The following is a 22,844-nucleotide window of genomic DNA, read 5'->3' on the forward strand; positions in this document are numbered from 1 at the left end:
TGCCGGCAAGCTGGAAACCGGGGATCTTGACGACATGGCGGCGTTGAACCTTGCCGGGCTGATCGCGGCGGCCGCCGACGCGATCGCCGCTCACGCCGAGGAATTGACGGCGCTCGACCAGGCGATCGGCGACGGCGACCACGGGCTGAACATGAAGCGCGGCTTCGAAGCCGTGCGAGCCGAGGCCGACGCGTTCGCCGCGAAGCCGCTGCCGGATGCCTTGAAGGCGATCGGCACCAAGCTGGTGATGACGGTAGGCGGCGCCTCCGGCCCGCTCTTCGGCACATTGTTCATGGCGCTGGGCAAGGAGATTTCGGCGGACCCCGACCGTGCCGATTTGACGGCTGCCTTCGGCAGGGCGATCGAGGCGGTGGCCGCGCGTGGCAAGTCGCAGATCGGCCAAAAAACCATGCTCGATGTGCTGCAGCCGGTGCAGGAGGCCCTGGCTGGTGGAAAGACGACGGCAGAAATAGCCGACATCGCCGACGCCGCCGCCGAGGCGACCGTGCCGATGAGGGCGCTGCGCGGCCGCGCCTCGTTCCTCGGCGACCGTTCGATCGGCCATATGGATGCCGGCGCGCGCTCGACCGCGCTGCTGGTGCGCACGGTAGGACAGGCGATCGGGGAAAGCGCATGAGCAATGTCGGGATCGTGATCGTCTCGCATTCGCCGCTGGTCGCGGAGGGCACGGCCGACATGGTACGCCAGATGGTGGGCGACGAAGTGCCGCTTGCATGGTGCGGCGGAAACGGCCATGGCGGGCTCGGCACCAGTGTCGAGGCGATCATGGGCGCCATTGACAAGGCCTGGTCGGAAGCCGGTGTCGCCATCCTTGTCGATCTCGGCGGCGCCGAGACCAATTCGGAAATGGCGGTGGAGATGATCGGCGAGCCGCGGGCGCAGAAGATCATCGTCTGCAACGCGCCGATCGTCGAGGGCGCGGTGATGGCGGCGACCGAATCGTCCGGCGGCGCCTCGCTGAAGGAAGTGGTGGCGACGGCGCATGAATTGTCGCCGTCGTGAGTGAACGGGAATTTTGAGATGTCCACAGCCGCCGAAGCGACCGTCCTGATCACCCACGATGTGGGCCTCCATGCGCGTCCTTCGGTGAAGTTCACCAAGCTGGCCAAGACATTTGCCGCCGACGTCGAAATAGCGCTTGCCGCCAACGGACCGTGGTTCGACGCCAAAAGCATCGTCAAGGTGATGGCGGCCAAGGCGCCGAAGGGCACGGTGCTGCATATCAGGGCCAGCGGCAACGGTGCCGATGACGCCGTCCGCGCACTGATCGACCTGGTGCGGCGCGACTTCGACGAGGATGCCGGCCATGTCCGCTCGGCCTGAAGCCGGCTCGCATCTGCGCCGGCGCGCAAGGAAAATGGGCTATGCGGATTGAGGGCGTTCCGGCCTCGGCCGGCTATGCCGAGGGGCCGCTGTTCGACCTCGACCGGCCGCCGGCCTTCTACACAGGCAAAGCCACATCAGCGGAAGAGACGACGTCGCTGCAAGCAGCGATCGGCAAGGCGGTGAGCCGGCTTGCCGCCATGGTGGAAACCGCCGACAGCGACGCCGCCGGCATACTCGAATTCCACATCGCCATGCTGGAGGACGACGCGCTGAGCGGACCCGCCTTCGCATCGATCGCGTCCGGACAGACCGCCGACGCGGCATGGCGGCAGGCACTCGATGCCGAGATCGCCGGCTATGAGGCCTCGGACCAGGACTATTTCCGCGCCCGCGCCACGGATCTGCGCGATATCAGGGACCAGGTGCTGCGCGCCCTGACAGCGGACGGCGGCGCTGCTGCGCCTTCCGGTGCCATCCTCTGCGGCGAGGACATCGCCCCGACGCGCTTTCTCGAGACCGACTGGAGCAATGGCGGCGGCATCGCGCTGAAGGCAGGCAGCACCGCCAGCCACGTCGCCATGCTGGCGCGCTCGCGGGGCGTGCCGATGGTGGTGGGGCTGCGTGAACCACTTGCCAATCTTGCCGGCATCGCGCTGCTCGACGCCGAGCACGGCAGCATCGTGCTCGCACCCTCGCCTGATGAGATCGGTTCGTTCCGGCATTCGTCCTCTTCCTTCGCGGCCCGCCAGGACACGGCACGGCGTTTTCTCGCCCGACCGGCGGTGACCAAGGCCGGCACGGCGGTGCGCGTGCAGGTCAACATCGCCGATCCGTCGGATGTCGACGGCATCGATATCGCGACCTGCGACGGTGTCGGGCTGATGCGGACCGAGTTCCTGTTCGGCAAAACGCTGCCGGACGAGGAGACGCAGTACCGCGCCTACCGCAAGGTGCTGGAGTGGGCCCGGGACAAACCGGTGACGATCCGCACCGTAGACGCCGGCGGCGACAAGCCGGTGCCGGGCTTCACCGTCGAGGAAGGCAATCCGTTCCTCGGGCTGCGCGGTATCAGGCTGTCGCTGGCGCGGCTCGACATTTTCCGCGCGCAGATCAGGGCATTGCTGCGCGCCGCTCCACACGGCAATCTCAGGGTCATGTTTCCGATGATCGCCATGGCTGATGAGTATGAACGCGCAGCCGCTCTGTTCGCAGAGGAGCAGGCGGCGCTTGCCGCGCGCGGTGTGGCTCAAGCGATGCCGCCGCTCGGCATCATGGTCGAGGTGCCGTCGGTGGCCATCGCGCCCGAGGCGTTCGCCGGTGTCGCCTTCTTCTCGATCGGCTCCAACGACCTCACGCAATATGTGATGGCGGCGGCGCGTGACAATGCAGCGGTCGCCCATCTCAATTCGGTCCGCCATCCGGCGGTGCTGCGGCTGATCGGCTCAGTCACGGCCTTCGGACGGGAAACCGGCATTCCCGTCAGCCTGTGCGGCGATGCCGGCGGCGATCCCGCCGCGATCCCTTCGCTGCTCGAAGCGGGCTTGCGCGATCTGTCCGTCGCGCCGGCGCAACTCGCCATGGCCAAGGCGGCCATATCAGATGTTTCGGTCTAGGCGGCTGGCATGGCGGACATCAAACCCGAACCCGGTTCCGAAGAGGCGATCCGCGCCTACAAGACGATCCTATCGCAGGTCATCGACCAGCGCCCATCGGGCATGCGCCAGCGCCTCGCCGACGCGCTCGGCAAACACCGCAGCTTCGTAACGCAGATTTCCAGCCCGGCCTATACGATCCCGATTCCCTCAAAACATCTGCCTTCGATCTTTTCCGTCTGCCATTTCAGCCCGGCCGAGCGGGATCAGTTCCTCGCCGCCTACCATCAGGCGCATCCGGGAAAAATGTCTGTCGCCGCAGGCATGCGCAAGACGCGGCATGTGTCGCTTGTCGTGCCGGATTTCGGCGACGACAAGCAGAACGCGGCGCTCGACCGGGCAATCAACGAATTCATCCAGAAGATCACCAGCATCGCCGGCAAGAGTGGCAGCTGACCGTTTCTTGCCGGGCTGTTTGGGAGGACGCCATGAAGAAATTTATGAACGCGGTGGACACGGTGCTGACCGAGAGCCTCGACGGTTTCGTCGCCGCGCATGCCGATATACTGGTGCTTGGCGAGGAGCACAAATTCGTCCACCGCAGGACCTTGCGGCCGGGCAAGGTGGCGCTGATCTCCGGCGGTGGCTCGGGGCATGAGCCTATGCATGGCGGCTTTGTCGGCCATGGCATGCTGGACGCCGCCTGCCCCGGCCAGGTCTTCACCTCGCCGACACCGGACCAGATGCTGGCGGCGGCGCAAGCCGTCGACACCGGCGCCGGTTGCCTGTTCATCGTCAAGAACTACGAGGGCGATGTGATGAACTTCGACATGGCGGCCGAAATGTCCGACGGCGTCCTGCAGGTGGTGACCAATGATGACGTCGCCGTCGAGAATTCGTCCTACACGACCGGCCGGCGCGGCGTCGCCGGCACGCTGGTGGTGGAAAAGATCGTCGGCGCGGCGGCCGAGCATGGCCTGGCACTGCCCGTGCTGAAGACGCTGGGCGAACGCGTCAACGCCGCAACCCGCTCGATGGGTGTGGCGCTGACCAGCGGCACCGTGCCGGCGGCCGGCAAGCCGACCTTCGATATCGGCGACGGCGAGATGGAATTCGGCGTCGGCATCCATGGCGAGCCCGGCCGCCGCCGCGACAGCTTGAAAAGCGCCGATGCGATCGCCGAGGAAATCTGCACCGCGATCCTGGGCGATCTCGGAGACAGGGCGAAAGGTCCGGCGCTGCTGTTCGTCAATGGCTTCGGCGGCACGCCGCTGATGGAGCTCTATCTGATGTACAACAGCGCGCGAAAAATCTTCGAGAGGCGGGGCGTGACGATAGCTCGCTCGCTGGTCGGCAGCTTTGTCACCTCGCTCGACATGGCCGGCTGCTCGATCACCCTCACCATGCTCGACGACGAGATGACCGGCTGGTGGGACGCGCCTGTCCACACGGCAGCCTTGCGCTGGGGCATGTAAAGCTGGCAACAGCCACGCTTTTCTGCAACCATTCCGGTTAATCTACACAACATTTGTCCGGTTGATGCTGCCACCCCTCACCTCCATCGAAGAAAGACTGCTGTTGCGCTTCGCCGATCCGGAGGCCACGGCGGTCGAGGACAATTTGTCGGCAAAGGTGCTGTCGGCGCTGCTCGACAATGCCGAATTCCACGGGGTCCTGCCGATCATGCTGCGTAAACTGCAAGAGGGGGGCGACGCACGGCTGCCACAGGACGCCAGCTTGCGGGAAAAGCTTGACGATCTGCGCAACAAGGCGACGATCGCCACCGGCCAGTCGATGCTGCTGCAATACCATGGCGACCGCATCATGAAGGGGATGGCGACAGCAGGCGTCCCGGCACGGATCGTCAAGGGACCGGTCTTTGCGCGCAAGCTCTATCGCAACGTGTCCGACCGGCCGTTTACCGATATCGATATCCTCGTCGAGCCAGCAAACCTTGCCCGGGCAAACCAGGTGATCGCGGGATGCGGCTTCGAGCTCGGCAGCAATGAGGCCGAGTCCTACCAGCTGCAGGAATTCAAATGGCTGGAAAAGGAGAACTCCAGCCTGCTGGTCGAACTGCATGGCGATCTCGTGCATGACACCGGCATGCGGCGGCGCCTGTCGCTGGGTTTCCGCGAACTGGGCGTCATCGACGGCGACGCGACGGACACGCCGGCCGCACTTTTGACGATCGCCATCGTGCACGCCGCCGGTGGCCACAAATTCCATCGCCTGCAGCTTTGCGTCGACGTGCTGCAAGGGGTGCGGGCTCTGCAGTCAGCCGAATCGGAAACCTGCCTGCTCGACGCCGCCCGGATGACCGGCATCGAGCTCGAACTGGCGATCGTGCTCAATGTCACCGGCCAGTTGTTCGGCGAGGCCCGCGCGCTTGAGCTCGCCGGGCGGATCAAGCCCGATCTCTCGATAAGGCTTGCCAAGCGGCTGATAACGACGACCACGCTGCTCCGGGTCAATTCTCGGGAAAAGATCGGTTCGCGCCTGCGCCGCGATGCTTTCCGCTGGATCCAGCGGCTGGCCAAGGCAAGGCCATACGCCGCTTGAACTTGCCGTCAACCCGGCGATGTCAACGTGGCGCTTATCAGCGCCGCCGCGTCGGCCGGGCGTGCGCCCACTTCCAGGGTGAAGGTCGGCACCGAGGAAACCAGCCTGCCGATCGTCGCCAGCCGGCGTTTCTGCAGCGGCAGCAGGCCGGTCATGCCGGTGCGGACATTGTCCATCGCCAGCGCCACCATCGCGTCGGTCCGCGCCATGGGCACGAGCCGGGTTTGACTGTCGGGCGAGCGGGCCAGGTGCAGCAGGGCCGCCACCGGCCGAGCGACCGGGCTTTCAACGCGGACGATCTCGCTCAACCGCTCCAGCGAGACGGCCTGTTCGCCATTCCTGTCCCATGACCGGCCAAGGCACGGCGCAACCTGCGGGATCATTTCGGCGGTCTTCTCGTGGATCTTGACATGGCGCGGCAACCCCCAGGCCACCGGACTGTCCGCGGCAGGATCCAGGATCATGGCATCGTCGGAACACAGGCCAAAGCCTTGCGTTGCTAGCGCCAGCGACGTCGTGGTCTTGCCGGTGCCGCTCGGCGCATGGATCAGCACGACGGCGTCACTGCCTGGCAGCGTCAGCCCGGCCGTGTGCAGCATATGCTGGCCGCCGGCGTCGAGCGCGGCGTCCAGCACCAGCATAGATGGCGTCCAGGCTGCTTTGCTGCCAGGACGAACCCGGAGTTTCGCCCACCCTTCCTCGTCATTGACGGCAACGGTCTGTCGTCCGGGAAAAATGAGATTGACGGTGGCACCGTGGACGATCATCCGGCAGTACCCGTCTTCGGGTATCTCACCGTCGAAGACGAGCGATCCGCCGGGGTCCTCGTCCAGGACATCCATCTCGGCGATATCGAGGCGAAAGCCCGGTTCGACGGCATCTTCTATACGCAGGATGCCCAGCATCCTTTCGAAATCCTGCCACAGCTCAGGCCGGTCGGCCGCAATGCCGAGGACCTGGCCGTTGAGGCCATAGCATGCTGAAGGCCTGTTCAAGCGGGGCGCACCTTCGAGGGATCGGCATGGTGACGGTAAATCTCGACCATGCCGGGAAGGCTATCACTGACCACCGGCCTGCCGTTGAGGCAGACCCAGCAATGCGCCGAGACGCGTGGCGTCTGCAGCGACTTCGGATCGACGCCGAAGCGCAACTCCGGATCGAAGCCGGCGAGGCGCAGGAAGCGATGGCCGAGCAGGCCTTCGCGCAGGCATCTGCGGTCGCGCATCAGCCAGGGATGGCGCACGGTGCGGTTGACGTGGGCGACGATGTAGGCGGCGGACAGGCCCCGATAGGGTGTCGATGAGGCAAGCGGCGCCCATTTCAGCATATCTTCGAAGCTGCGCCCGGCAATGAGGACCGGAAGCAGCCGCGCGCTTGCCCAGAGATGGCAGCGAAATAGGGCGCGCAGAAGCGGACCGTCAGCCATCAAGACCCCGGGGTGGCGAGAATGCCTTCCGAGACGAGATCGGCGGCCAATGCCGCCATGTCCTCGTCGAGTGTATCCTTGTCGGCCTCGAACTCCTCGCAAAGCAGGCCGACGATCTGATCGAAGCTGCGGGCACCATCGACCTTGTCGAGAAAGGCTTCGGTCGTGCCGTTGCAGGTGTAAAGCTGGCCGCTGCGCGCCAGAAGCACGACCGCACCATCACCGACATGCTGAACCGAGGCGTCGTCCGCCAGCCGCAATATCGTTCCAGAGACAATTTCCATCACCAACCCCAACAAGCCCGCAAGATCCCTGAAATGAGATAGCGCGGTGGTGCAGTGCTGTCTATCGGCCGGCCGGGAGAGATAGCATCCCGGCTTGTGCGGTCTTGCAGCTTCGCAGGATCCTCCCTGTCGACAAATCGCACTCAAGTGCCTGTTCGTGTCCGAAATCGCCCCAGAAATAGTCGTTCGCGCGAGATGACAAGCAGGTGAACTGACCGGCAGGACCGTTGCATTTCTTCCCCTAAGTAAGGTAAGGACTCCCGGGGTTTTGGGGAGATAGCGTATGCGTTACAACTGGGAGCGGGCTCCGACGACTTTCGAACGTCATCGGAAGACCCTGGCGGCAGCTATTTTGATCTTCGGCGGCGTCCGCCTCATGCTTGTGGCTCTGCCGATCTAGCGCGGTCGAATTTTATCCAATGAATACTGTTTGTTAGTCGGCTACCGGCCTGCGTTAGCGAGGCTGTCCGGTCACGATAAGGACGCGCCGGCCGCTCCTCATGGGGTGTCTCGAGCGGCTTGCCGTCCTGGCCCTGCAAGATCACCGTGCGGACGCGTCTTCGGCCGGCGCAGTTGCGGTTGCGGGCGCGAGCACCGCACCGATCGACCGCAAACACCGGTTTTGCCCCGTTCGACACGAGATGATGCATTGTCGGATCCTCCCCCGAGAAGGCTTCACTTCATGACAGAGCGCGCCAAGGGTCAAGCCGGGACCGGTTCAGACTAAAATCAGGGAAGACAGCGCCGGAACAAACAGCATAGGCTGCTAGGAAAGACGGCAAATGGTTCCTGGGGAGGTTACGGATGGCTTCACGCTATCACGAGGTTTATGACGGCTGGAAACGCGACCCGGAAAAATTCTGGGCGGAGGCGGCTGACGCCATCGACTGGTATTCGCCCTGGGACAAGGTGTTCGATGCCAATGCCGGCGTCTACGGCCGCTGGTTTCCCGGTGCGATCTGCAACACTTGTTACAACGCCATCGACCGCCATGTCGCGGGCGGCCGCGCCGACCAGATCGCTCTGATTTACGACAGCGCCATCTCCGGTACGGTGAAGAAATTCACCTATGCCGAATTGAAGCGCGAAGTGGTGGCGCTGACCTCGGTGCTGAAGAACCGTGGCGTCGGCAAGGGCGACCGCGTCATCATCTACATGCCGATGGTGGCGGAGGCGGCCATGGCCATGCTCGCCTGCGCCCGCATCGGCGCTGTGCATTCGGTGGTCTTCGGCGGCTTTGCCTCGCATGAATTGGCCACTCGTATCGACGACGCCAAACCGAAGCTGATCATCTCGGCTTCCTGCGGCCTCGAGCCGGGCCGCGTCGTTGCCTACAAGCCGCTGCTCGACAAGGCGATCGAAATGTCCCGCCACAAGCCGGACGCTTGCCTGATCCTGCAGCGCGACCAGCTGCGCTGCGACCTGAAAGACCATTTCGACATCGATTATGCCGATGCCGTCGCGCGCGAGCGGGCAGCAGGCGCCAATGTCGACTGCGTGCCGGTGCTCGCCACCGACCCGCTCTACATCATCTACACCTCAGGCACGACCGGCCAGCCCAAGGGCATCGTGCGCGACAATGGCGGCCATATGGTCGCGCTGAAATGGACGATGGAAAACGAGTTCGGCGTCAAGCCCGGCGAAGTGTTCTGGGCGGCGTCCGATGTCGGCTGGGTGGTCGGACATTCCTACATCGTCTACGGCCCGCTGCTGCACGGCTGCACCAGCATCCTGTTCGAAGGCAAGCCGATCGGCACGCCGGACGCCGGCACCTACTGGCGGGTCATTTCCGACCATGGCGTCGTCGCATTGTTCACCGCGCCGACGGCCTTCCGCGCCATCAAGGGACAGGACCCCAAAGGCGAGTTCGTTCCCAGATACGACCTGTCGAAATTCCGTACGCTGTTCCTGGCCGGCGAACGCGCCGACCCCGAAACCATCAAATGGGCGGAGCAGAAGCTGAATGTGCCTGTCCTCGACCATTGGTGGCAGACCGAGACCGGTTCGCCGATGACCATCAATCCAGCCGGGCTTGGCCTGCTGCCGGTGAAATATGGCTCGCCCGGCGTGCCTATGCCCGGCTACGACATCCGCGTGCTCGACGATGCCGGCCACGAGGTGCCGCGCGGCACACTCGGCAATGTGGTGGTCAAGCTGCCGCTGCCGGCAGGCTGCCTGCCGACGCTGTGGAACGCCGACCAGCGCTTCCGCCAGGCCTATCTCGACGAGTTCCCCGGCTTCTACAAGACGGCCGACGCCGGCATGATCGACGCGGACGGCTATCTCTATGTGATGGCCCGCACCGACGACATCATCAATGTCGCCGGCCACCGGCTGTCGACCGGCGCCATGGAAGAGGTGCTGGCCGCCCATCCCGATGTCGCCGAATGCGCAGTCGTCGGCATCGCCGATGCGATGAAGGGGCAAATTCCGCTCGGTTTCGTGGTGCTGAACGCCGGCGTTACGCGCGACGGCGGCGCCATCGAGACGGAGGTGGTCGCGCTGGTGCGTGAGCGCATCGGGCCGGTCGCCGCCTTCAAGACCGTGGTGACGATCAAGCGCCTGCCCAAGACGCGGTCGGGAAAAATCCTGCGCGGCACCATGCAGAAGATCGCCGACAAGGAAGCGTGGGCGATGCCGGCAACCATCGACGACCCGGTCATCCTGGACGAGATCACCGTTGCGATGAAGGCGCGCGGAATCGGGATTTGATACCACCGGCACATGTGACGCGCCGCCATTTCCGGATGTTTCGGGGCGGCGAAGTTTGTGATCGCCGCGGTTCGCAATCGTTGATTGTGCATCGCAACATTCCACCCTACACTTTTCGTGGGGGGCCATCCGGCGGTGCGGTATGGCTCAGCAGAAAATTACATTTGGCGGCGTCGACATCCTGCGGTTCCTCGCCGCCGTAATGGTCATGGTCTACCACCACGGCTTCTGGGTGTGGGCCTATCCCGATGGCATCTCGGCGCGGGCCGCGGGCGGCGTGCCGGCACAACGTGGTATAGGCGCCTGGGTCGGATCAGGCTGGGTCGGCGTCGAGATATTCTTCGTCATCAGCGGTTTCGTCATCGCCTTCAGCGCCGAAAAGTCGACGCCGCTGCGCTTCTTCGAGGCCCGGGTGAAACGGCTGGCGCCGGCGGTCTGGATCTGTGCGCCAGTCACCGCCGTGCTGTTGCTGCTCATCGGCCTGAGCTGGCCAACCGATGCGGTGGTAAGGCTGGCCCGCACCGGCCTGTTCGCGCCCTATGGTCCCTGGGTGGACAGCGTCTACTGGACACTCGGCATCGAGATCGCATTCTACGCCATCGTCTGGGTGCTGCTGCGGCTCGGGCGTTTCCACCTGATGGAGGCGGTCGCCATCGTTATCGGCGTGGTCAGCACTCTGTTCTGGTGCCTCTATTATCCGCTCGGCTGGGCCGACTTCGCCGAAACGCGGTGGCTGCAGCTCACCCTGGTGCACCACGGCTGCTTCTTCGCCGTCGGCGTGCTCATCTGGCTGGTGCGGTTCAAGGCGCTGACGGTGCCGCGCCTTGGCTTCTGCCTGCTGTTCCTTGGCGGCGGCGTGCTGCAGATCGCCAGTTCGGTCGACGTCCACAACATCAAGGTCAATGCCGTGATGCCCCATGCGCCGCCGATCCTGATCTTCCTCGTCGCCATCGCCTTGATGGCGTGGTCGCTGCGCCTCGACCTCAGCTGGAGCGGCTGGCGCCGGATCGGCCTGATGACCTATCCGCTCTATCTGATCCACGATGTCGTCGGCGCGGCGATGCTTGGGGCGATGGTCCGCGCCGGGGTGCCTTATCTCGTCTCCATGGCCGTGATCGGCGCGACCATGATCGCGGCAAGCTGGCTGGTGGCGACGGAAGCCGAACCGCGCGTCCGGCTGTTGCTCGATCACACCGTGTTCCGCTACCGCCTCAAGGCGGCGTGACCAACCGCCTGCCCCAGATAGCGAATGGCCAAGCTATCTCCCAGCCGCGACAAATGCGGCTGGGCCTCGAGGGCAACGGCCAGGCTCAGGCCGCCCTGCTGCGCACTTCCGACTTGTCGAGATAGTAGCTCGAATATTTGTCGAAGAATTTCTCCGACGCGCCGAACGATCCGTATTTGGCGAGCTTCTTCAGGTCGACCTTGTTCAGCACCGCGCCGACGATCTTGTTGGCGACATAGGGTTCGGATTCCAGCATCGACCGCACCATGGCGCGCGGTGTGCGGCCCCATTCGGTGACCAGCACGAAGCCGTCGACGAGCGGCGCGAAGGCCTTGGCGTCAACCACCGGTCCGAGCGGCGGCAGATCGACGACGATGTACTCGAACGTCTCCTTGGCATTCTCGATGAAACGCCGCATTCCGGCCGAGGACAGAAGCTCGCTGGTGTGCGAGAAGTTGCCGCGCAGCACGGCCGGGATGATGGCGAGCTTGGTCTGCCGGTCGATCTTGCCGACGGATTGCCAGGTCTGGCCGTTGACCACGGCCTCCATCAGGCCCTGCTCGGCCTCCATGCCGAGGCTGCGGCTGAGGCCAGGATTGCGCAAGTCGCCGTCGATGAGCAGCGTCTTGGCGCCGTTGGCGGCAAGCAGCCCGGCGAGATTGGCCGCGACCGTCGATTTGCCTTCACCGGGAAGCACCGAGATGACGCCGATGACACGGCTGCCTTGCCCTTCCATCACGACATCGAAGGCGATCTTGGCGCTGCGCAGTGTTTCGGAGAACATCGATGCCGGAGCGTCGATGCTGACCCGCATGCGTGCCCGCCTTTCGATGGCGGCCGGCGATCTGGCATCCTTCTGATCCGGTTGAGCCTCGGCCTGCTTGTCCTCCTTGGCCGGTTTGCTGCCGATGGTCGGCAAATAGCCGAGGAATTTGAGGCCAACGCGGTCACGGACCTCCTCGCCGGTCCTGAAAAACCGCTCGTTGAACTCGTTGAGGCCGCCGAAGCCGGCGCCCATCAGCATGCCGAGCACGAGGGACAGTCCGAGCACGATGATGGTGCGCGGGCTCGAGGCAGAGAGCGGCGTCGACGCGTCCGAGATGATGCGGATCTTGCCGACCGGGAAGGATTGCTGCTGCGCGGCTTCCTCATAGCGGCCGAGGAAGGTCTGATAGAGCGTGGTGAGCGCCGTCGCCTTCTGGTCGAGCTCGCGCAACTGAACCTGCGACTGGTTGTCGATCGAACTCTTGCCCTGTGCGGTGGCGACATTGGCCCGCAGCGCCGTCTCGCGCGCCAACGCCACCTCATACTCGTTGCGATAGCTTTCGGTGAGCTGCTTCAGCTCGCCGAAGATCTGCGCCGATATGTCGGCCTTTTCCTTGGCGAGCGCCACGGCCTGCGGATGAGTGGGGCCGAAATTCGCCTCGACGTCCTGCTGCCGCTTGGCGACCGCGAGATAGCGGGTCTTGAGGGTGGAGATGACCGAGCTGCTCGGCTGGTCGGCCGATATGGCGGCATCCCTGAAAGCGTTTTCGGAGCCGCTGTCGATGATCGATTTGTACTGCTGGTAGCGGGCGCTGGCGCGCGCCGTGTCGGCCTGGGCCACGATGAGCTGGGCGTTGAGGTCGGCAAGCTGCTTGTCGCTCATCAACTGGCCATCGCTGTTGGCGGACAGGCCGTGTGCGGCCCTGAATTTTTCGACCGCCAGGGATGCCTGCTGCGAGCTTTCGCGCAGTTCCGTCAGCCGGCCTTGCAGCCAGACCGCCGCGCGCTCGGTGGCATCGAAGCTGGCGTCGAGCTGATCGGCAAGATAGGCGTCGGCATAGGCCTTGGTGATCGCTTTCGCCAGGCCCGGATCCGTCGCTTGATAGCCAAGCGCGATGACGTAGCTTCGTCCGACGCGATCGGCACGAATCTCGTTCTGCAGCTTGAGAATCGCGTAGTCACGGCGCGACGCGGCAATCAGCGCGTCGCGGGCAGCCGGGTCGAGCTTGCTGATGTCGCCGACGCCCGGGATGATAGGGCTCGGACGAACATACTGGATCAGGCCGCGGATCAGGCCGACGCCCTGGGCAAGCGCCGACTGCGGCGGGTTCATGAACGCGTCGCTTTGGTCGAGCTTGAGCTTGTCGACGACCACCGCGGCAAGCCGCGTCGAGGTCAGGATCTCGATCTGGCTCAGAATGGCGCTATCGGTCTGCATGGTCGTCGACGCCGCCGAAATATCGTCGACGATCTTGTTCAGGCCCTCGTCGATCAGCACGCTCGAGATCGACACATATTTGGGCGGTGTCGTCTGCAGATACAGCATGCCCAGGAAAAGACCGATGGCGGCGCACACGGCAACCACCTTGGCTTGCCGCGCGGCCATGCCAAGCAGCCGCTCGATATCGATGAAGTCTTCGCCGTTTCCTGCGTCCGAATTCGGCAATGGCATCCTCTTGTCGAGAGGGAAATTGGCATAGTTCATCGTCGGTCCAATCCAGAGCCTGTTGCGTTCCCGATCATTGGGCTGAGGCTCTATCTCTTTGTTTGGGCATGATCTTTTCCGAAAATCTCCGGGATCGTGCCTTGGCTTGCAGGCGCCTCAACGGTCGGGAGCATTGCCACGAAGCAACGCAAGCTTCATGCCAGACGGCGGGGGCCTGTCGGGCCCTCGCCGCCAGCCATCCGGCAATACTCCCGAAAGATGGGCATTATGCGGCTTCTTCCTGACGTTCATGCGACCGGACGAACTCCTGAAGCATCTCGAAGACCGGGCCCTTCATGTCGGCACGCGCCAGCGCGAAGGCGATGTTGGCCTGGATGAAGCCTTCCTTGGAGCCGCAATCGAACATGCGGCCCAGGAAAGGCTGGGCGAAGAATGGTTGGTCCTTCGACAGGCGGACCATGGCATCGGTCAGCTGGATCTCGTTGCCGGCGCCACGTTGCTGATTGCCGAGCAGCGCAAAGATCTCGGGCTGCAGGATGTAGCGGCCGTTGATGTAGAAGTTCGACGGCGCGTTGGCCGGGGCCGGTTTTTCGACCATGGCGGAGACCTCGAAACCGCCGCCAATATCGGCGCCGCGGCCGACAATGCCGTATTTGTTGGTCTCGCTCGGATCGCAACGTTCCACGGCGATGACGTTGCCGCCGGTACGCTCATAAAGGTCGACGGTCTCGGCCAGGCAGCCGCGCCCGCCGAAGGAGACCATGTCGGGCAAAAGCAGGGCAAAGGGCTCGTTGCCGATGACCTCGCGGGCGCACCAGACGGCGTGGCCGAGGCCCTGCGGCGACTGCTGGCGGATGAAGGAGGTGGCGCCGGCCACCGGCAGCATGCTTTCGAGCGCCTCCAGCTGAGTTTTCTTGCCGGTCTGCTCCAGGGTGCCGATCAATTCCGGATGCAGGTCGAAATAGTCCTCGATGACCGCCTTGTTGCGGCCGGTCACGAAGACGATGTGCTCGATGCCGGCTTCGAAGGCCTCGTCCACCGCATATTGCACGACAGGCCTGTCGACCACGGGAAGCATTTCCTTCGGCATCGACTTGGTCGCCGGCAGGAACCTCGTTCCAAGCCCCGCCACCGGTATCACGGCCTTCCTGATTTTCTTCATCGCAAATTCCTTCTGAGGAGATCGACTTCAGTCCACTCACAGGCCACGAAAAATCCCTCCATGTGCCTGCATCTTCACCTCCCCACCCCCACGGCAAACTGTGCCGCTACTCGTCGCAACCGCACGGCGATCGGCATACCCATGTGCCTGACCGCCGCCGGGTCGCTGAGCGCCGTCCGGATCGCCTTGAGCGGGGACCGCGCCTTGATGTGCTGGACCATCGCCAGGAAGGAGGCCGCCTTGCGCAGGCTGCGGCCGCGCCGGGCAAAGGCCGCCTGGGCTGCCTCGTCCATCCGATGGGTTTGAGCGAATACGGCATCCGCCTTGCGCATCGCTTCCACATGGTGAAGCTCGAGCACACGCGAGATGGAGCCGCTGCGAATATGATAGGCGTAGCCGATGTCGGGCTCGACCACGCATCTGCCGCCCTTGGCGAGCGCCTCGGCAAACAGGATGTAGTCTTCGCCGATCCTCAGTTGCTCATCGTAGCGCAGCCGGTTTTCGTCCAGGAACCGGCGCTGGAAGATCGGCTTGAGGTAGCCGAGGTTGAACTTCGATTCAAAGACGATGTTGCCGGCGATGTAGGTGGCCAGCGAAATCTCACGCAAGCCTTCCAGATACTGCCTGGGGAACATCGCATCCTCGACCACGCCGTCCTCGCGGATGACCTGGAGATTGTCGACGGCGATCTGGGCATCCGCCTTTTCGGCGCGGCCGATCATGGCGGCGAGACGGCCGGGAAAGACGGCATCGTCGGAATCAAGAACCGCGATCCACCGGCCACGGGCGACGTCGAGCCCGGCATTTCGGGCGCCGCCGGGACCACGATTCCTGGCCAGGGCGACGACGCGCACAATGTCTTGGGGATAGGACCGAGCCACATCGAGCGTGGCGTCGCGTGACTGGTCGTCGACGACGATGATCTCGACGCTGACGCCCTTCTGCGCGATGGCGCTGGCGATCGCCCGGTCGAGCGTTGCCTCGGCATTGTAGGCGGCAATGACGAAGGAAATATCGGGGACTGAAACATCGGAGGTTGGGGAAACGTCAGGCTGCACGCTTGCCTCCTTCCCCAGGTGAGGATTGACCGTAGAGGCGGATTTCGCGGACGCCGACAAGGCCGCTGACGACGCCGACATGCATGATGCCGCGCAGCACGCTGCGGTTCCTGCGCACCGGGCTGGCGACGACGGCAAGCGCCGAGGCGAAGCAATAGATGGCCTTTGCCGAGGCGAGGCCGACATGCTTGATCAGCCCCATGCCACGCGCGTTGCTGCCCAGAAGGTGGCCATGCGTCTGACCGACGCGAAAACGGCGGCGGCCGAGCCAGTCAAACGCCGCCCTCGAGCGCGGTACCACCTCGTCCACCCAGGCCTCCCTGGAGAAGGCAATGCGGCCGCCGGCCTTGACCATCTGATCGAAGAACTCGGTGTCTTCGCCGCCGGTCTGGCCGCGCGCCAGGCTGAAGCGACGGCCATGCAGGCTGTCCGATCCCATGCGCAGCAGCACGTTGCAGGTGTAGCCGGTGCGGATCTCGCCGCGCACCCAGACGGGCAAGGTCGAATGGAAATCGCCGCGCTGCATCCATTCAGGTGCATCCGGGCGGTAGAGCGCCCGCACCGGGCCGAGCACAGCTGTCGCACCGCTATCCTCGGCCGTCGCGACCAGCTCGGACAGCCAACGGGTGGAAGCAGTCTCGTCGTCGTCGATGAAGGCGAGGAAATCCGCCTCGCTGGCATCGAGGCAAGCGTTGCGGGCGACCGAGATGTTGCGCGCCGGGGCATGCCGATAGCGGATCGGCAATTGCAAATCCCGCGACAGCGCTGCCACCAGGGCCTGGGCGCTCGGCGCGTCGTCATTGTCGGCGACGATGACACCGACATCGAAGCCTTCGGGCATCCCCATGGCGGCAAGCGAGCGCAACGTATCGGCCAGCTCCGGCCGCCGGAACGTGCACACGCCGATGTCGATGCTGCGGTTCCTGGCCTGGACCGCCATCACGCCACCCCTCGTCGCGCGCCGAGGCCGAGAAGCTGCAGCCAGAAGCCGACGGACCAGCCGAAATGCATGACCATGGCCGAGACGCCAGCGAGCGCGATGTCGGCATTGCGCTGGCGGATGGCCGTCACCAGGCCGTAGCCCAGGCACACCGAAGCCCAGACCAGCAGCGGCACCGCCGCGATCCAGTGCACGAACGAGAAGACCGCCAGCAGGACCACCGGGAAGACCGCCAGCGGCACCATCTGCCGGACCTTGGGGATGACGCGGTGCTTCAGCACGTTCTTGGCGCGGCCGCGGCCATAACCGAGATACTGGAGATACAGGCCTTTGAGCGAGGCGCGCGGATAATAGACCATCTGCGTCTTGCCGCTCATCCAGATCTTGTAGCCGGCCTGCCGCAGCCGGTAGTCGAGCTCGGCATCCTCATTGTGGCTGAACGTCTCGTCATAGCCGCCGACAGCGCCGAATGCCGATATCCGCATCAGGGCGTGATGGCCGTGGTCGACCCATTCCCCGGCGGAGAGATGGCGGTGCTTGGAGCCGCCGGTGCCGAGTTTTGAATTCTGCGCCGCCGCAACCGATTTCTGCAGGGCGCCGCTGCCGCTGGTCCGCATGGAAACCACGACCGAATCCGCTGATGTGGCCAGTGCTTCCTCGACCAGCCGGTCGCAATAGTCGTCGGGATAGCCGCCATGGGCGTCAATGCGGATCAGATACTGCGCGCCTTCGCCAAACGTGCCGACGGCGAGATTGATCGCCGCGCTCTGGATGCGCCGCTCGTTGTGCAGCAGGATGACGCGTGCATCGGCGGCGGCGATCTGCTCGACGATGGCCAGCGTGCCATCGGTGCTGCCGCCATCGACAACGACAATCCTGGCGCCAAGCCTTTCGGCGGAGGGCCGCAACTGATCAAGCAGCGTACCGATATGGGTCGCCTCGTTCAGGCAGGGAATCACGATCAGGCTGGAAGGAGGCGCTTGCGTCATCGGGTAGGTCCTATGCCAGGGCTTCGGCGGCGAGCGGTTCGCGCACGGTGGTCAGGCGGCGCAGTTTTTCGACCAATGCCCGGCAGTCGCTGCGATCGTAGCTCCATGTCCTCGGATTGCACGCAAGCACGCGCGCCTTCAGCCTGCCGAAGCGGTGCTCCTCCATCTTGCCGAGGGCTGTTTCGAGTGCGTCCGATGAAGCTTCGGGCAACAGGACGCCGATGTCCTGCTGGTTGAGGAATCGGCCAGTTTCGGTATGACCCATCGAGATCGGCACCGCGCCGAAGCGGCAGCCTTCATAGAGGCGGTTGGGCAGCAGCCATTCCGAATTCTGCCCCTCTTCGAAGAAATCGATCGCCCAGGAGAAATGAACGTCCTGGTAGATCGCCGCCATGTCCTCCGGGTTGCGGTAGGGCCCGCGAAACGACAGATAGGGCTCGGCATCGACGAAGGCATGAAAGTCCGGAAATTCGGAGAGCGCCGGGCGGCCACGCAGCACGGCTTCGAAACGTCCATCCATGCGGCGTGTGAAATCGGCCAGGAGCTCGAGCGAGCGGCGGCAGCGCAGCGCACCGAACCAGCCGATCCGCCATGGTGGGGCGGCAGGCCCTTCCATTGCCTCAGGTTCGCCGGGCAAGATCGACGCTGCCTCGAAATATTTGTTCTCGACCAGTTCGACGGGTGCGGCAATCTGGCGGAAGGGCTTGAAATAATTGGCGATGAAGGCCGGCGAACTGGTCACCAACAGCTTCACGTCGCGCGCCAGATGGCGCTCGGTGGCACGCAGCGCCTTGCCAAGGACATCGTCGCGCAGCACTAGGCGGTGGATGTCGAGGCATTCATAGACGATCGGCACCATGGCGCCGAAGACCGACCTGGCGCGGCGAGCAAGCGCCAGCATTTCCAGATTGCGCGCGATGATGAGATCGGGCCTGGGCGTGTCCTTGAGCTTTGAACCGATTGAAATCGCAGCTTTCGCCACCGCTGCCAGGCGCTGCGCGAATCGACCGTCGCGCGTCACGCCGAGGTCGACTGGGCGCAATCCTTCGATATCGGCAATCGGCGTGGCGGCGCGACGGAAGCCCACCAGCGTGACCCGGGCGCCACCTGTCCTGAGCATTGTGAGGCGTCGGCGAACCGCCGGATCGGAGACATCGTGCACCAGGTACAAGACATGCAGCATTAAAACTCGACCGCTGTTTGACCCACCCAAAGGGATGCTAGTACAGCTCTTGCTGCATCGCAACATTTTTGGCGCGGCCGTGGACATTTTCTGTTGCACTGCAAAATTATTGCCGTAGTTTGGGGTTGGCGGCGGTTGTGGGTTTCGATTTTTCGGAATCCGCGCAAAGATCAGGAATCCTGAATTTGGAAGCCAATCCATTCGATCCGCCAGAAGGCTCGCTGCGTAAGTCGGTCGGCCGAGGCGCGGTGGTGACCGCCCTGTCGCAATCGGTGCGGGTCGCGACACAGATCATATCCGTCATCGTGCTGTCGCGGCTCCTGTCGCCGCAGGATTTCGGCGTCGTGGCGATGTGCGCGCCGGTGCTGGCCTTCATCGCGCTGTTCCAGGATTTCGGCCTGACCCAGGCGACCATCCAGAAATCGGGCATCCGGCATGAGGAGGTGAACTACCTCTTCTGGATCAATGTCGCCGTCAGCGCCATCCTGGCCTGCGTGCTTGCGGCCGCGGCACCGCTGGTCGCCGCCTTCTACGGCGAGCCGCGCGTCGCCGGACTGGTGGCCGCGTTCGGGCTGCAGATCATGGCTTATGGGCTTGGCGCCCAGCATCTGGCGCTTTTGACGCGACGCATGCAGTTCGGACGTCTGGCGGTCATCGATGTCGCCAGCGCGGTTGCCGGGCTCGCCGTATCGATCGCCTGGACCTTCATCGACCGCTCCTACTGGGCGCTTTTTGCCGGCACGCTGACCGGTGCGGTGCTGCCGACGCTGTGCTTCTGGGCAAGCTCGCGCTGGCGGCCCGGCATGCCGCGCAAGGTCGCGGGCATCGGCGAGCTGATCAATTTCGGCGCCGGCATCACCGGCTTCAATTTCGCCAATTTCTTCGCCCGCAACCTCGACAATGTGCTGATCGGCAAATATTGGGGCGAGGCCCAGCTCGGCCTTTACGACCGCGCGTACAAGCTGCTTCTGTTCCCGCTCAGCCAGATCACCAATCCGCTGTCGAAGGTCATGGTGCCGGCGCTGTCCAGGCTGAAGGACGAACCGGATCGCTATCGCAGCGCCTATCTGCGCGTCATGCCGCTGATCCTTCTGGTGGCGCTGCCCGGCGTCGCCTTCGCCACCGCCATGTCGGACGTGCTGATCCCCTTCGTGCTCGGCGAGCAGTGGCGCGCGAGCGCCGCGATCTTCCTGGCGCTCGGCTTTGCCGGCCTGCTGCAGCCGTTGAACAACCCTGCGGGCTGGCTTTTCGTCAGCCAGGGCCGCTCAGGCGACTTCATGCGCTGGGGCATCATCACGGCAGTGACATCGGTGCTCGCCTTCGCGATCGGCTTGCCCTATGGCGCGCTCGGCGTGGCGATCGCCTACGCAGTCAGCGAATATCTGCGCACGCCGTTCCTGTGGCTTTATGTCGGCAAGAGCGGACCGCTGCGGGCCAGCCATGTGTTGCGCGCCGCAACGCCATTCGTGCTCGGCGCCCATCTGGCGCTGGCGGCGGTCTGGCTGATCAAGCCGCTGCTGCCGCAGCAGCATGTCATCGCCTTGGCCAGCGGAGCCATTCTTGCCTACCTCATCACCATCGCCGTCGCGCTGGCCTTCGCATCCGGCCGCGAGGCCTTGCGCGAGGCCCTGAAAATGCTGCCGGCAAGACAGCCGGCGGCAACGCCGCGCGAGGCGCAATGATTTCGGCGCCTTTTTGAGCTACCCACATCCACACGAGCATCAGGCCTGATCCATGCACTACCGATCGATCTCCGACATGAACGACACGATCGTCAGCAACCTTCACCGGCTGCCACGCGACATCGACCTGGTGGTAGGCGTTCCCAGAAGTGGCGTGCTGGCGGCGACGCTGGTCAGCCTTGCGGCGAACATTCCGATGACCGACCTGGACTCGTTCTTGGACGGCCGCGTCTACACATCAGGCATCACCAAGCGCCGCGCCGCGCTCGACCGCAAGGTCTCGGACATGCGCAAGGTGCTGGTGATCGATGACAGCATCGCCGGCGGCAACGCCATGCGCGATGCCCGTGCCCGTATCGAGGCTGCCGGCATCGAGGGCGATTTCACCTACGCCGCCGTGTTCGGCCTGGAGCCGCGGCACGCGGAAACCGACCTCGTCTTCGAAGTGGTCTTGCATCCGCGCATGTTCCAGTGGAATTTCATGCATCACAAATTCCTGGCGCAATGCTGCGTCGACATCGACGGCGTGCTCTGCCTGGATCCGACCGAGGCGGAAAACGACGACGGGCCGGCCTACGAGAAATTCCTCAGCGAAGCACGGCCGCTGCATGCGCCGACCCACAGGATCGGCTGGCTGGTCACCAGCCGGCTGGAGAAATACCGCGCGCTGACCGAGGCTTGGCTGGCCAGAAACGGCATTCAGTACGATCAACTGGTCATGCTCGACCTGCCGAGCAAGGCGGAGCGGCAGCGGCTTGGCGCGCACGGCAGTTTCAAGGCCGATTTCTACCGCAAATCCGATGCCATCCTGTTCATCGAAAGCGAACATCCGCAGGCGTTGAGGATCACCGAACTGTCGGGCAAGCCGGTGCTGTGCGTCGAAACGCATATGGTGAGCTTTCCCGACAAGCTGTCGCTGCCGGCGCTCGGCCATGCGGCGCGCAACCTGCCGGCCAGGCTGCGGCAAATCAACTCGCAGGACGGCCGCAAGGGGGCAGCCAAGGCACTAGCCCGCGCCTTGCTTGGCGCGCGTGGCTACGAGAGCCTGAAAAACCGGGTCAAGCGCCCGGCCTGATCCGGATCGTGCGCTGTGCGGGTGCCTTTCAGGCAGCCTGCAGGGCACGCTGCCGGACCGCCCTGTCCAATATCGAGGAGAAGGTGACGAACTGGCGATCGGGATCGAGCTCCGGGCGCGCCGCGAAACCGCGCGCCAGACTGGAAACCCGCTCATACTCCTTTTTGTCGTTCCACAGCAGCCTGACGGCCGCGACCCAGTCGATGAGCGGAGCGTCATAGTCGAGCACTGCGCCGCCGGGGCCGATCGCTTCGGGCAGGCCACCGCGCCGCGAGCCTACGACAGGAATGCCGCTGCAATGGGCCTCCGACGCGACGCGGCCCCAGGCCTCTTCCCACTTCGACGGCGCAAGCAGGATCCTGGTGCGGCCATAGACCGTCTTCATGTCGTTGGTGCGGCTTTCCAGCGTGACATTGCCGAGCGGTGCGATCGTTTCCTCGATGCGCGCCCGATGGTCGTCCTCCAGCTTCCAGCTCTCGACGAACAGGAACGGGATTTCAGGACAGGCGCCGGCAAGGCGCACCGCCAGCTCGAAGCCCTTTTCCTCATAGGGGTTGATCAGTGTGACAAACTGGCCCGTGGTCGGCGTGCTGTAATGCGTTGGATTGATGGTCGGTGGAATCACTGTCGCCTCGATGCCGAATTCCCTGCTGTAGGTCCGCGCGGTGAACTCGGAATTGGCGATGTAGAGTGCGCCACGCAATTCGCGCAGATCACCGCCCAGCTCATGGAACTCGACATTACGAAGATAGATGACCAGCGGCACGCCCTCGGCCTGCAACGCCTTGCCGAGCGGAACCGATTTGTGGCACTGCACCACGGTCACATCGGGCTTCTGTTTCTTGACGGCAAAGCCTGCCGCTTCCCAGGGAAACCATGTCCTTATCACCGGGTAACCGGGAAAGCTGTCGACGACCGCCGGTTGCCGCAAGAGCTTCATCTTGGCGCGCGCCTTAAGGCCGAACATGCCGTCGCCAAAGAGAGCGGCAAGCACCGACGCCTCATGCCCGTGTTCGATCAGTTGCTGCGCCAGATGGTGTGTGCTGGACTGGACACCGCCACCGAACTCGGGCGGATAGCCGTTGCCACTGGCAAACAGGACTTTCATGAAACCGGCTCCTTGTCGCATCCTGGTATTCTGGCGGGTCTTCTCGAAGGCGGCCTGTTCGGCAAGCT

General features: G+C 64.3%; 21 protein-coding genes. 11 read left to right on the plus strand and 10 right to left on the minus strand.

The annotated features are described in order from the left end of the window. The first annotated feature begins 34 nt into the window (after positions 1-34). From dhaL to A3AU_RS0109990, 7 genes are all read left to right on the plus strand, one after another. Entirely contained in the window at positions 35-637 is a 603-nt protein-coding gene (gene dhaL, locus A3AU_RS0109960) for a dihydroxyacetone kinase subunit DhaL (protein ID WP_027052678.1), read from the plus strand. Beyond that, entirely contained in the window at positions 634-1,023 is a 390-nt protein-coding gene (gene dhaM / locus A3AU_RS0109965; RefSeq protein ID WP_027052679.1) for a dihydroxyacetone kinase phosphoryl donor subunit DhaM, read from the plus strand. Before dhaL ends, dhaM begins: the two co-directional genes overlap by 4 nt. Positions 1,024-1,041: 18 nt before the next feature. After that, positions 1,042-1,344 carry an HPr family phosphocarrier protein gene (locus A3AU_RS0109970; protein ID WP_027052680.1) on the plus strand — a complete coding sequence of 101 codons (303 nt, stop codon included), beginning with the start codon at positions 1,042-1,044 and terminating at the stop codon, positions 1,342-1,344. Positions 1,345-1,385: 41 nt separating this feature from the next. Further along, on the plus strand, positions 1,386-2,960 hold the full coding sequence (ptsP, locus tag A3AU_RS0109975; RefSeq protein WP_027052681.1) for a phosphoenolpyruvate--protein phosphotransferase: 1,575 nt from the start codon (positions 1,386-1,388) through the stop codon (positions 2,958-2,960). Positions 2,961-2,969: 9 nt separating this feature from the next. Beyond that, positions 2,970-3,395 carry a hypothetical protein gene (locus A3AU_RS0109980; RefSeq protein WP_027052682.1) on the plus strand — a complete coding sequence of 142 codons (426 nt, stop codon included), beginning with the start codon at positions 2,970-2,972 and terminating at the stop codon, positions 3,393-3,395. Between the two features lie 32 nt (positions 3,396-3,427). Further along, a complete protein-coding gene (gene dhaK, locus A3AU_RS0109985; RefSeq protein ID WP_027052683.1) occupies positions 3,428-4,414 on the plus strand; it encodes a dihydroxyacetone kinase subunit DhaK in 987 nt (328 codons plus the stop codon). 64 nt (positions 4,415-4,478) lie between these two features. Further along, positions 4,479-5,501, plus strand: a complete 1,023-nt coding sequence (locus tag A3AU_RS0109990) for a nucleotidyltransferase family protein (RefSeq protein ID WP_027052684.1) — start codon at positions 4,479-4,481, stop codon at positions 5,499-5,501. Positions 5,502-5,509: 8 nt separating this feature from the next. Here the strand turns inward: A3AU_RS0109990 and A3AU_RS0109995 are convergent, their stop codons facing one another. Genes A3AU_RS0109995 through A3AU_RS0110005 form a run of 3 tightly spaced genes read right to left on the minus strand, consistent with a single transcriptional unit; the run spans position 5,510 to position 7,211 of the window. After that, positions 5,510-6,496, minus strand: coding sequence for a phosphoenolpyruvate carboxykinase (ATP) (locus A3AU_RS0109995; RefSeq protein WP_027052685.1), 987 nt, complete (start codon positions 6,494-6,496; stop codon positions 5,510-5,512). Beyond that, complete coding sequence (locus A3AU_RS0110000) at positions 6,493-6,927, minus strand: lasso peptide biosynthesis B2 protein (protein ID WP_027052686.1); 435 nt, start codon at positions 6,925-6,927, stop codon at positions 6,493-6,495. Before A3AU_RS0110000 ends, A3AU_RS0109995 begins: the two co-directional genes overlap by 4 nt. Beyond that, positions 6,927-7,211, minus strand: coding sequence for a PqqD family protein (locus A3AU_RS0110005; RefSeq protein WP_027052687.1), 285 nt, complete (start codon positions 7,209-7,211; stop codon positions 6,927-6,929). Before A3AU_RS0110005 ends, A3AU_RS0110000 begins: the two co-directional genes overlap by 1 nt. 804 nt (positions 7,212-8,015) lie before the next feature. On the opposite strand from A3AU_RS0110005, the gene A3AU_RS0110015 reads away from it, so the two are divergent. After that, a complete protein-coding gene (locus A3AU_RS0110015; protein WP_027052688.1) occupies positions 8,016-9,923 on the plus strand; it encodes a propionyl-CoA synthetase in 1,908 nt (635 codons plus the stop codon). Positions 9,924-10,065: 142 nt separating this feature from the next. Then, complete coding sequence (locus A3AU_RS0110020; RefSeq protein WP_027052689.1) at positions 10,066-11,148, plus strand: acyltransferase family protein; 1,083 nt, start codon at positions 10,066-10,068, stop codon at positions 11,146-11,148. Between the two features lie 85 nt (positions 11,149-11,233). Here the strand turns inward: A3AU_RS0110020 and A3AU_RS0110025 are convergent, their stop codons facing one another. The 6 genes from A3AU_RS0110025 to A3AU_RS0110050 form a co-directional block, all read right to left on the minus strand. After that, positions 11,234-13,618, minus strand: a complete 2,385-nt coding sequence (locus A3AU_RS0110025; RefSeq protein ID WP_027052690.1) for a polysaccharide biosynthesis tyrosine autokinase — start codon at positions 13,616-13,618, stop codon at positions 11,234-11,236. A gap of 226 nt (positions 13,619-13,844) precedes the next feature. Further along, positions 13,845-14,741 carry a UTP--glucose-1-phosphate uridylyltransferase gene (locus tag A3AU_RS0110030; protein ID WP_027052691.1) on the minus strand — a complete coding sequence of 299 codons (897 nt, stop codon included), beginning with the start codon at positions 14,739-14,741 and terminating at the stop codon, positions 13,845-13,847. Positions 14,742-14,815: 74 nt separating this feature from the next. Further along, entirely contained in the window at positions 14,816-15,799 is a 984-nt protein-coding gene (locus A3AU_RS0110035) for a glycosyltransferase family 2 protein (protein ID WP_027052692.1), read from the minus strand. After that, positions 15,789-16,739, minus strand: a complete 951-nt coding sequence (locus A3AU_RS0110040; RefSeq protein ID WP_027052693.1) for a glycosyltransferase family 2 protein — start codon at positions 16,737-16,739, stop codon at positions 15,789-15,791. Before A3AU_RS0110040 ends, A3AU_RS0110035 begins: the two co-directional genes overlap by 11 nt. Continuing rightward, complete coding sequence (locus A3AU_RS0110045; RefSeq protein ID WP_027052694.1) at positions 16,739-17,728, minus strand: glycosyltransferase family 2 protein; 990 nt, start codon at positions 17,726-17,728, stop codon at positions 16,739-16,741. Before A3AU_RS0110045 ends, A3AU_RS0110040 begins: the two co-directional genes overlap by 1 nt. 10 nt (positions 17,729-17,738) lie before the next feature. Further along, positions 17,739-18,911, minus strand: coding sequence for a glycosyltransferase family protein (locus A3AU_RS0110050; RefSeq protein WP_027052695.1), 1,173 nt, complete (start codon positions 18,909-18,911; stop codon positions 17,739-17,741). 185 nt (positions 18,912-19,096) lie between these two features. Here A3AU_RS0110050 and A3AU_RS0110055 point away from each other — a divergent pair, with 185 nt between their 5' ends. After that, positions 19,097-20,593 carry a lipopolysaccharide biosynthesis protein gene (locus A3AU_RS0110055; protein ID WP_027052696.1) on the plus strand — a complete coding sequence of 499 codons (1,497 nt, stop codon included), beginning with the start codon at positions 19,097-19,099 and terminating at the stop codon, positions 20,591-20,593. A gap of 52 nt (positions 20,594-20,645) precedes the next feature. Continuing rightward, complete coding sequence (locus A3AU_RS0110060) at positions 20,646-21,668, plus strand: phosphoribosyltransferase family protein (protein WP_027052697.1); 1,023 nt, start codon at positions 20,646-20,648, stop codon at positions 21,666-21,668. A gap of 28 nt (positions 21,669-21,696) precedes the next feature. On the opposite strand, the gene A3AU_RS0110065 is transcribed toward A3AU_RS0110060, so the two are convergent. After that, entirely contained in the window at positions 21,697-22,776 is a 1,080-nt protein-coding gene (locus A3AU_RS0110065) for a glycosyltransferase (RefSeq protein ID WP_027052698.1), read from the minus strand. Between the last annotated feature and the right edge of the window lie 68 nt (positions 22,777-22,844).

Origin of the sequence: Mesorhizobium erdmanii USDA 3471 (assembly GCF_000472705.1) — a bacterium.
Taxonomy (GTDB): Bacteria; Pseudomonadota; Alphaproteobacteria; order Rhizobiales; family Rhizobiaceae; genus Mesorhizobium; species Mesorhizobium erdmanii.

Excerpts from the sequence above, each read along its gene's own strand:
- dhaL (WP_027052678.1), top strand. The coding sequence starts at position 35 with ATGGCGGCGTTGAACCTTGCCGGGCTGATCGCGGCGGCCGCCGACGCG.
- dhaM (WP_027052679.1), top strand. The coding sequence starts at position 634 with ATGAGCAATGTCGGGATCGTGATCGTCTCGCATTCGCCGCTGGTCGCG.
- A3AU_RS0109970 (WP_027052680.1), top strand. The coding sequence starts at position 1,042 with ATGTCCACAGCCGCCGAAGCGACCGTCCTGATCACCCACGATGTGGGC.
- ptsP (WP_027052681.1), top strand. The coding sequence starts at position 1,386 with ATGCGGATTGAGGGCGTTCCGGCCTCGGCCGGCTATGCCGAGGGGCCG.
- A3AU_RS0109980 (WP_027052682.1), top strand. The coding sequence starts at position 2,970 with ATGGCGGACATCAAACCCGAACCCGGTTCCGAAGAGGCGATCCGCGCC.
- dhaK (WP_027052683.1), top strand. The coding sequence starts at position 3,428 with ATGAAGAAATTTATGAACGCGGTGGACACGGTGCTGACCGAGAGCCTC.
- A3AU_RS0109990 (WP_027052684.1), top strand. The coding sequence starts at position 4,479 with ATGCTGCCACCCCTCACCTCCATCGAAGAAAGACTGCTGTTGCGCTTC.
- A3AU_RS0110000 (WP_027052686.1), bottom strand. The coding sequence starts at position 6,927 with ATGGCTGACGGTCCGCTTCTGCGCGCCCTATTTCGCTGCCATCTCTGG.
- A3AU_RS0110005 (WP_027052687.1), bottom strand. The coding sequence starts at position 7,211 with ATGGAAATTGTCTCTGGAACGATATTGCGGCTGGCGGACGACGCCTCG.
- A3AU_RS0110015 (WP_027052688.1), top strand. The coding sequence starts at position 8,016 with ATGGCTTCACGCTATCACGAGGTTTATGACGGCTGGAAACGCGACCCG.
- A3AU_RS0110020 (WP_027052689.1), top strand. The coding sequence starts at position 10,066 with ATGGCTCAGCAGAAAATTACATTTGGCGGCGTCGACATCCTGCGGTTC.
- A3AU_RS0110025 (WP_027052690.1), bottom strand. The coding sequence starts at position 13,618 with ATGAACTATGCCAATTTCCCTCTCGACAAGAGGATGCCATTGCCGAAT.
- A3AU_RS0110030 (WP_027052691.1), bottom strand. The coding sequence starts at position 14,741 with ATGAAGAAAATCAGGAAGGCCGTGATACCGGTGGCGGGGCTTGGAACG.
- A3AU_RS0110040 (WP_027052693.1), bottom strand. The coding sequence starts at position 16,739 with ATGGCGGTCCAGGCCAGGAACCGCAGCATCGACATCGGCGTGTGCACG.
- A3AU_RS0110045 (WP_027052694.1), bottom strand. The coding sequence starts at position 17,728 with ATGACGCAAGCGCCTCCTTCCAGCCTGATCGTGATTCCCTGCCTGAAC.
- A3AU_RS0110050 (WP_027052695.1), bottom strand. The coding sequence starts at position 18,911 with ATGCTGCATGTCTTGTACCTGGTGCACGATGTCTCCGATCCGGCGGTT.
- A3AU_RS0110060 (WP_027052697.1), top strand. The coding sequence starts at position 20,646 with ATGCACTACCGATCGATCTCCGACATGAACGACACGATCGTCAGCAAC.
- A3AU_RS0110065 (WP_027052698.1), bottom strand. The coding sequence starts at position 22,776 with ATGAAAGTCCTGTTTGCCAGTGGCAACGGCTATCCGCCCGAGTTCGGT.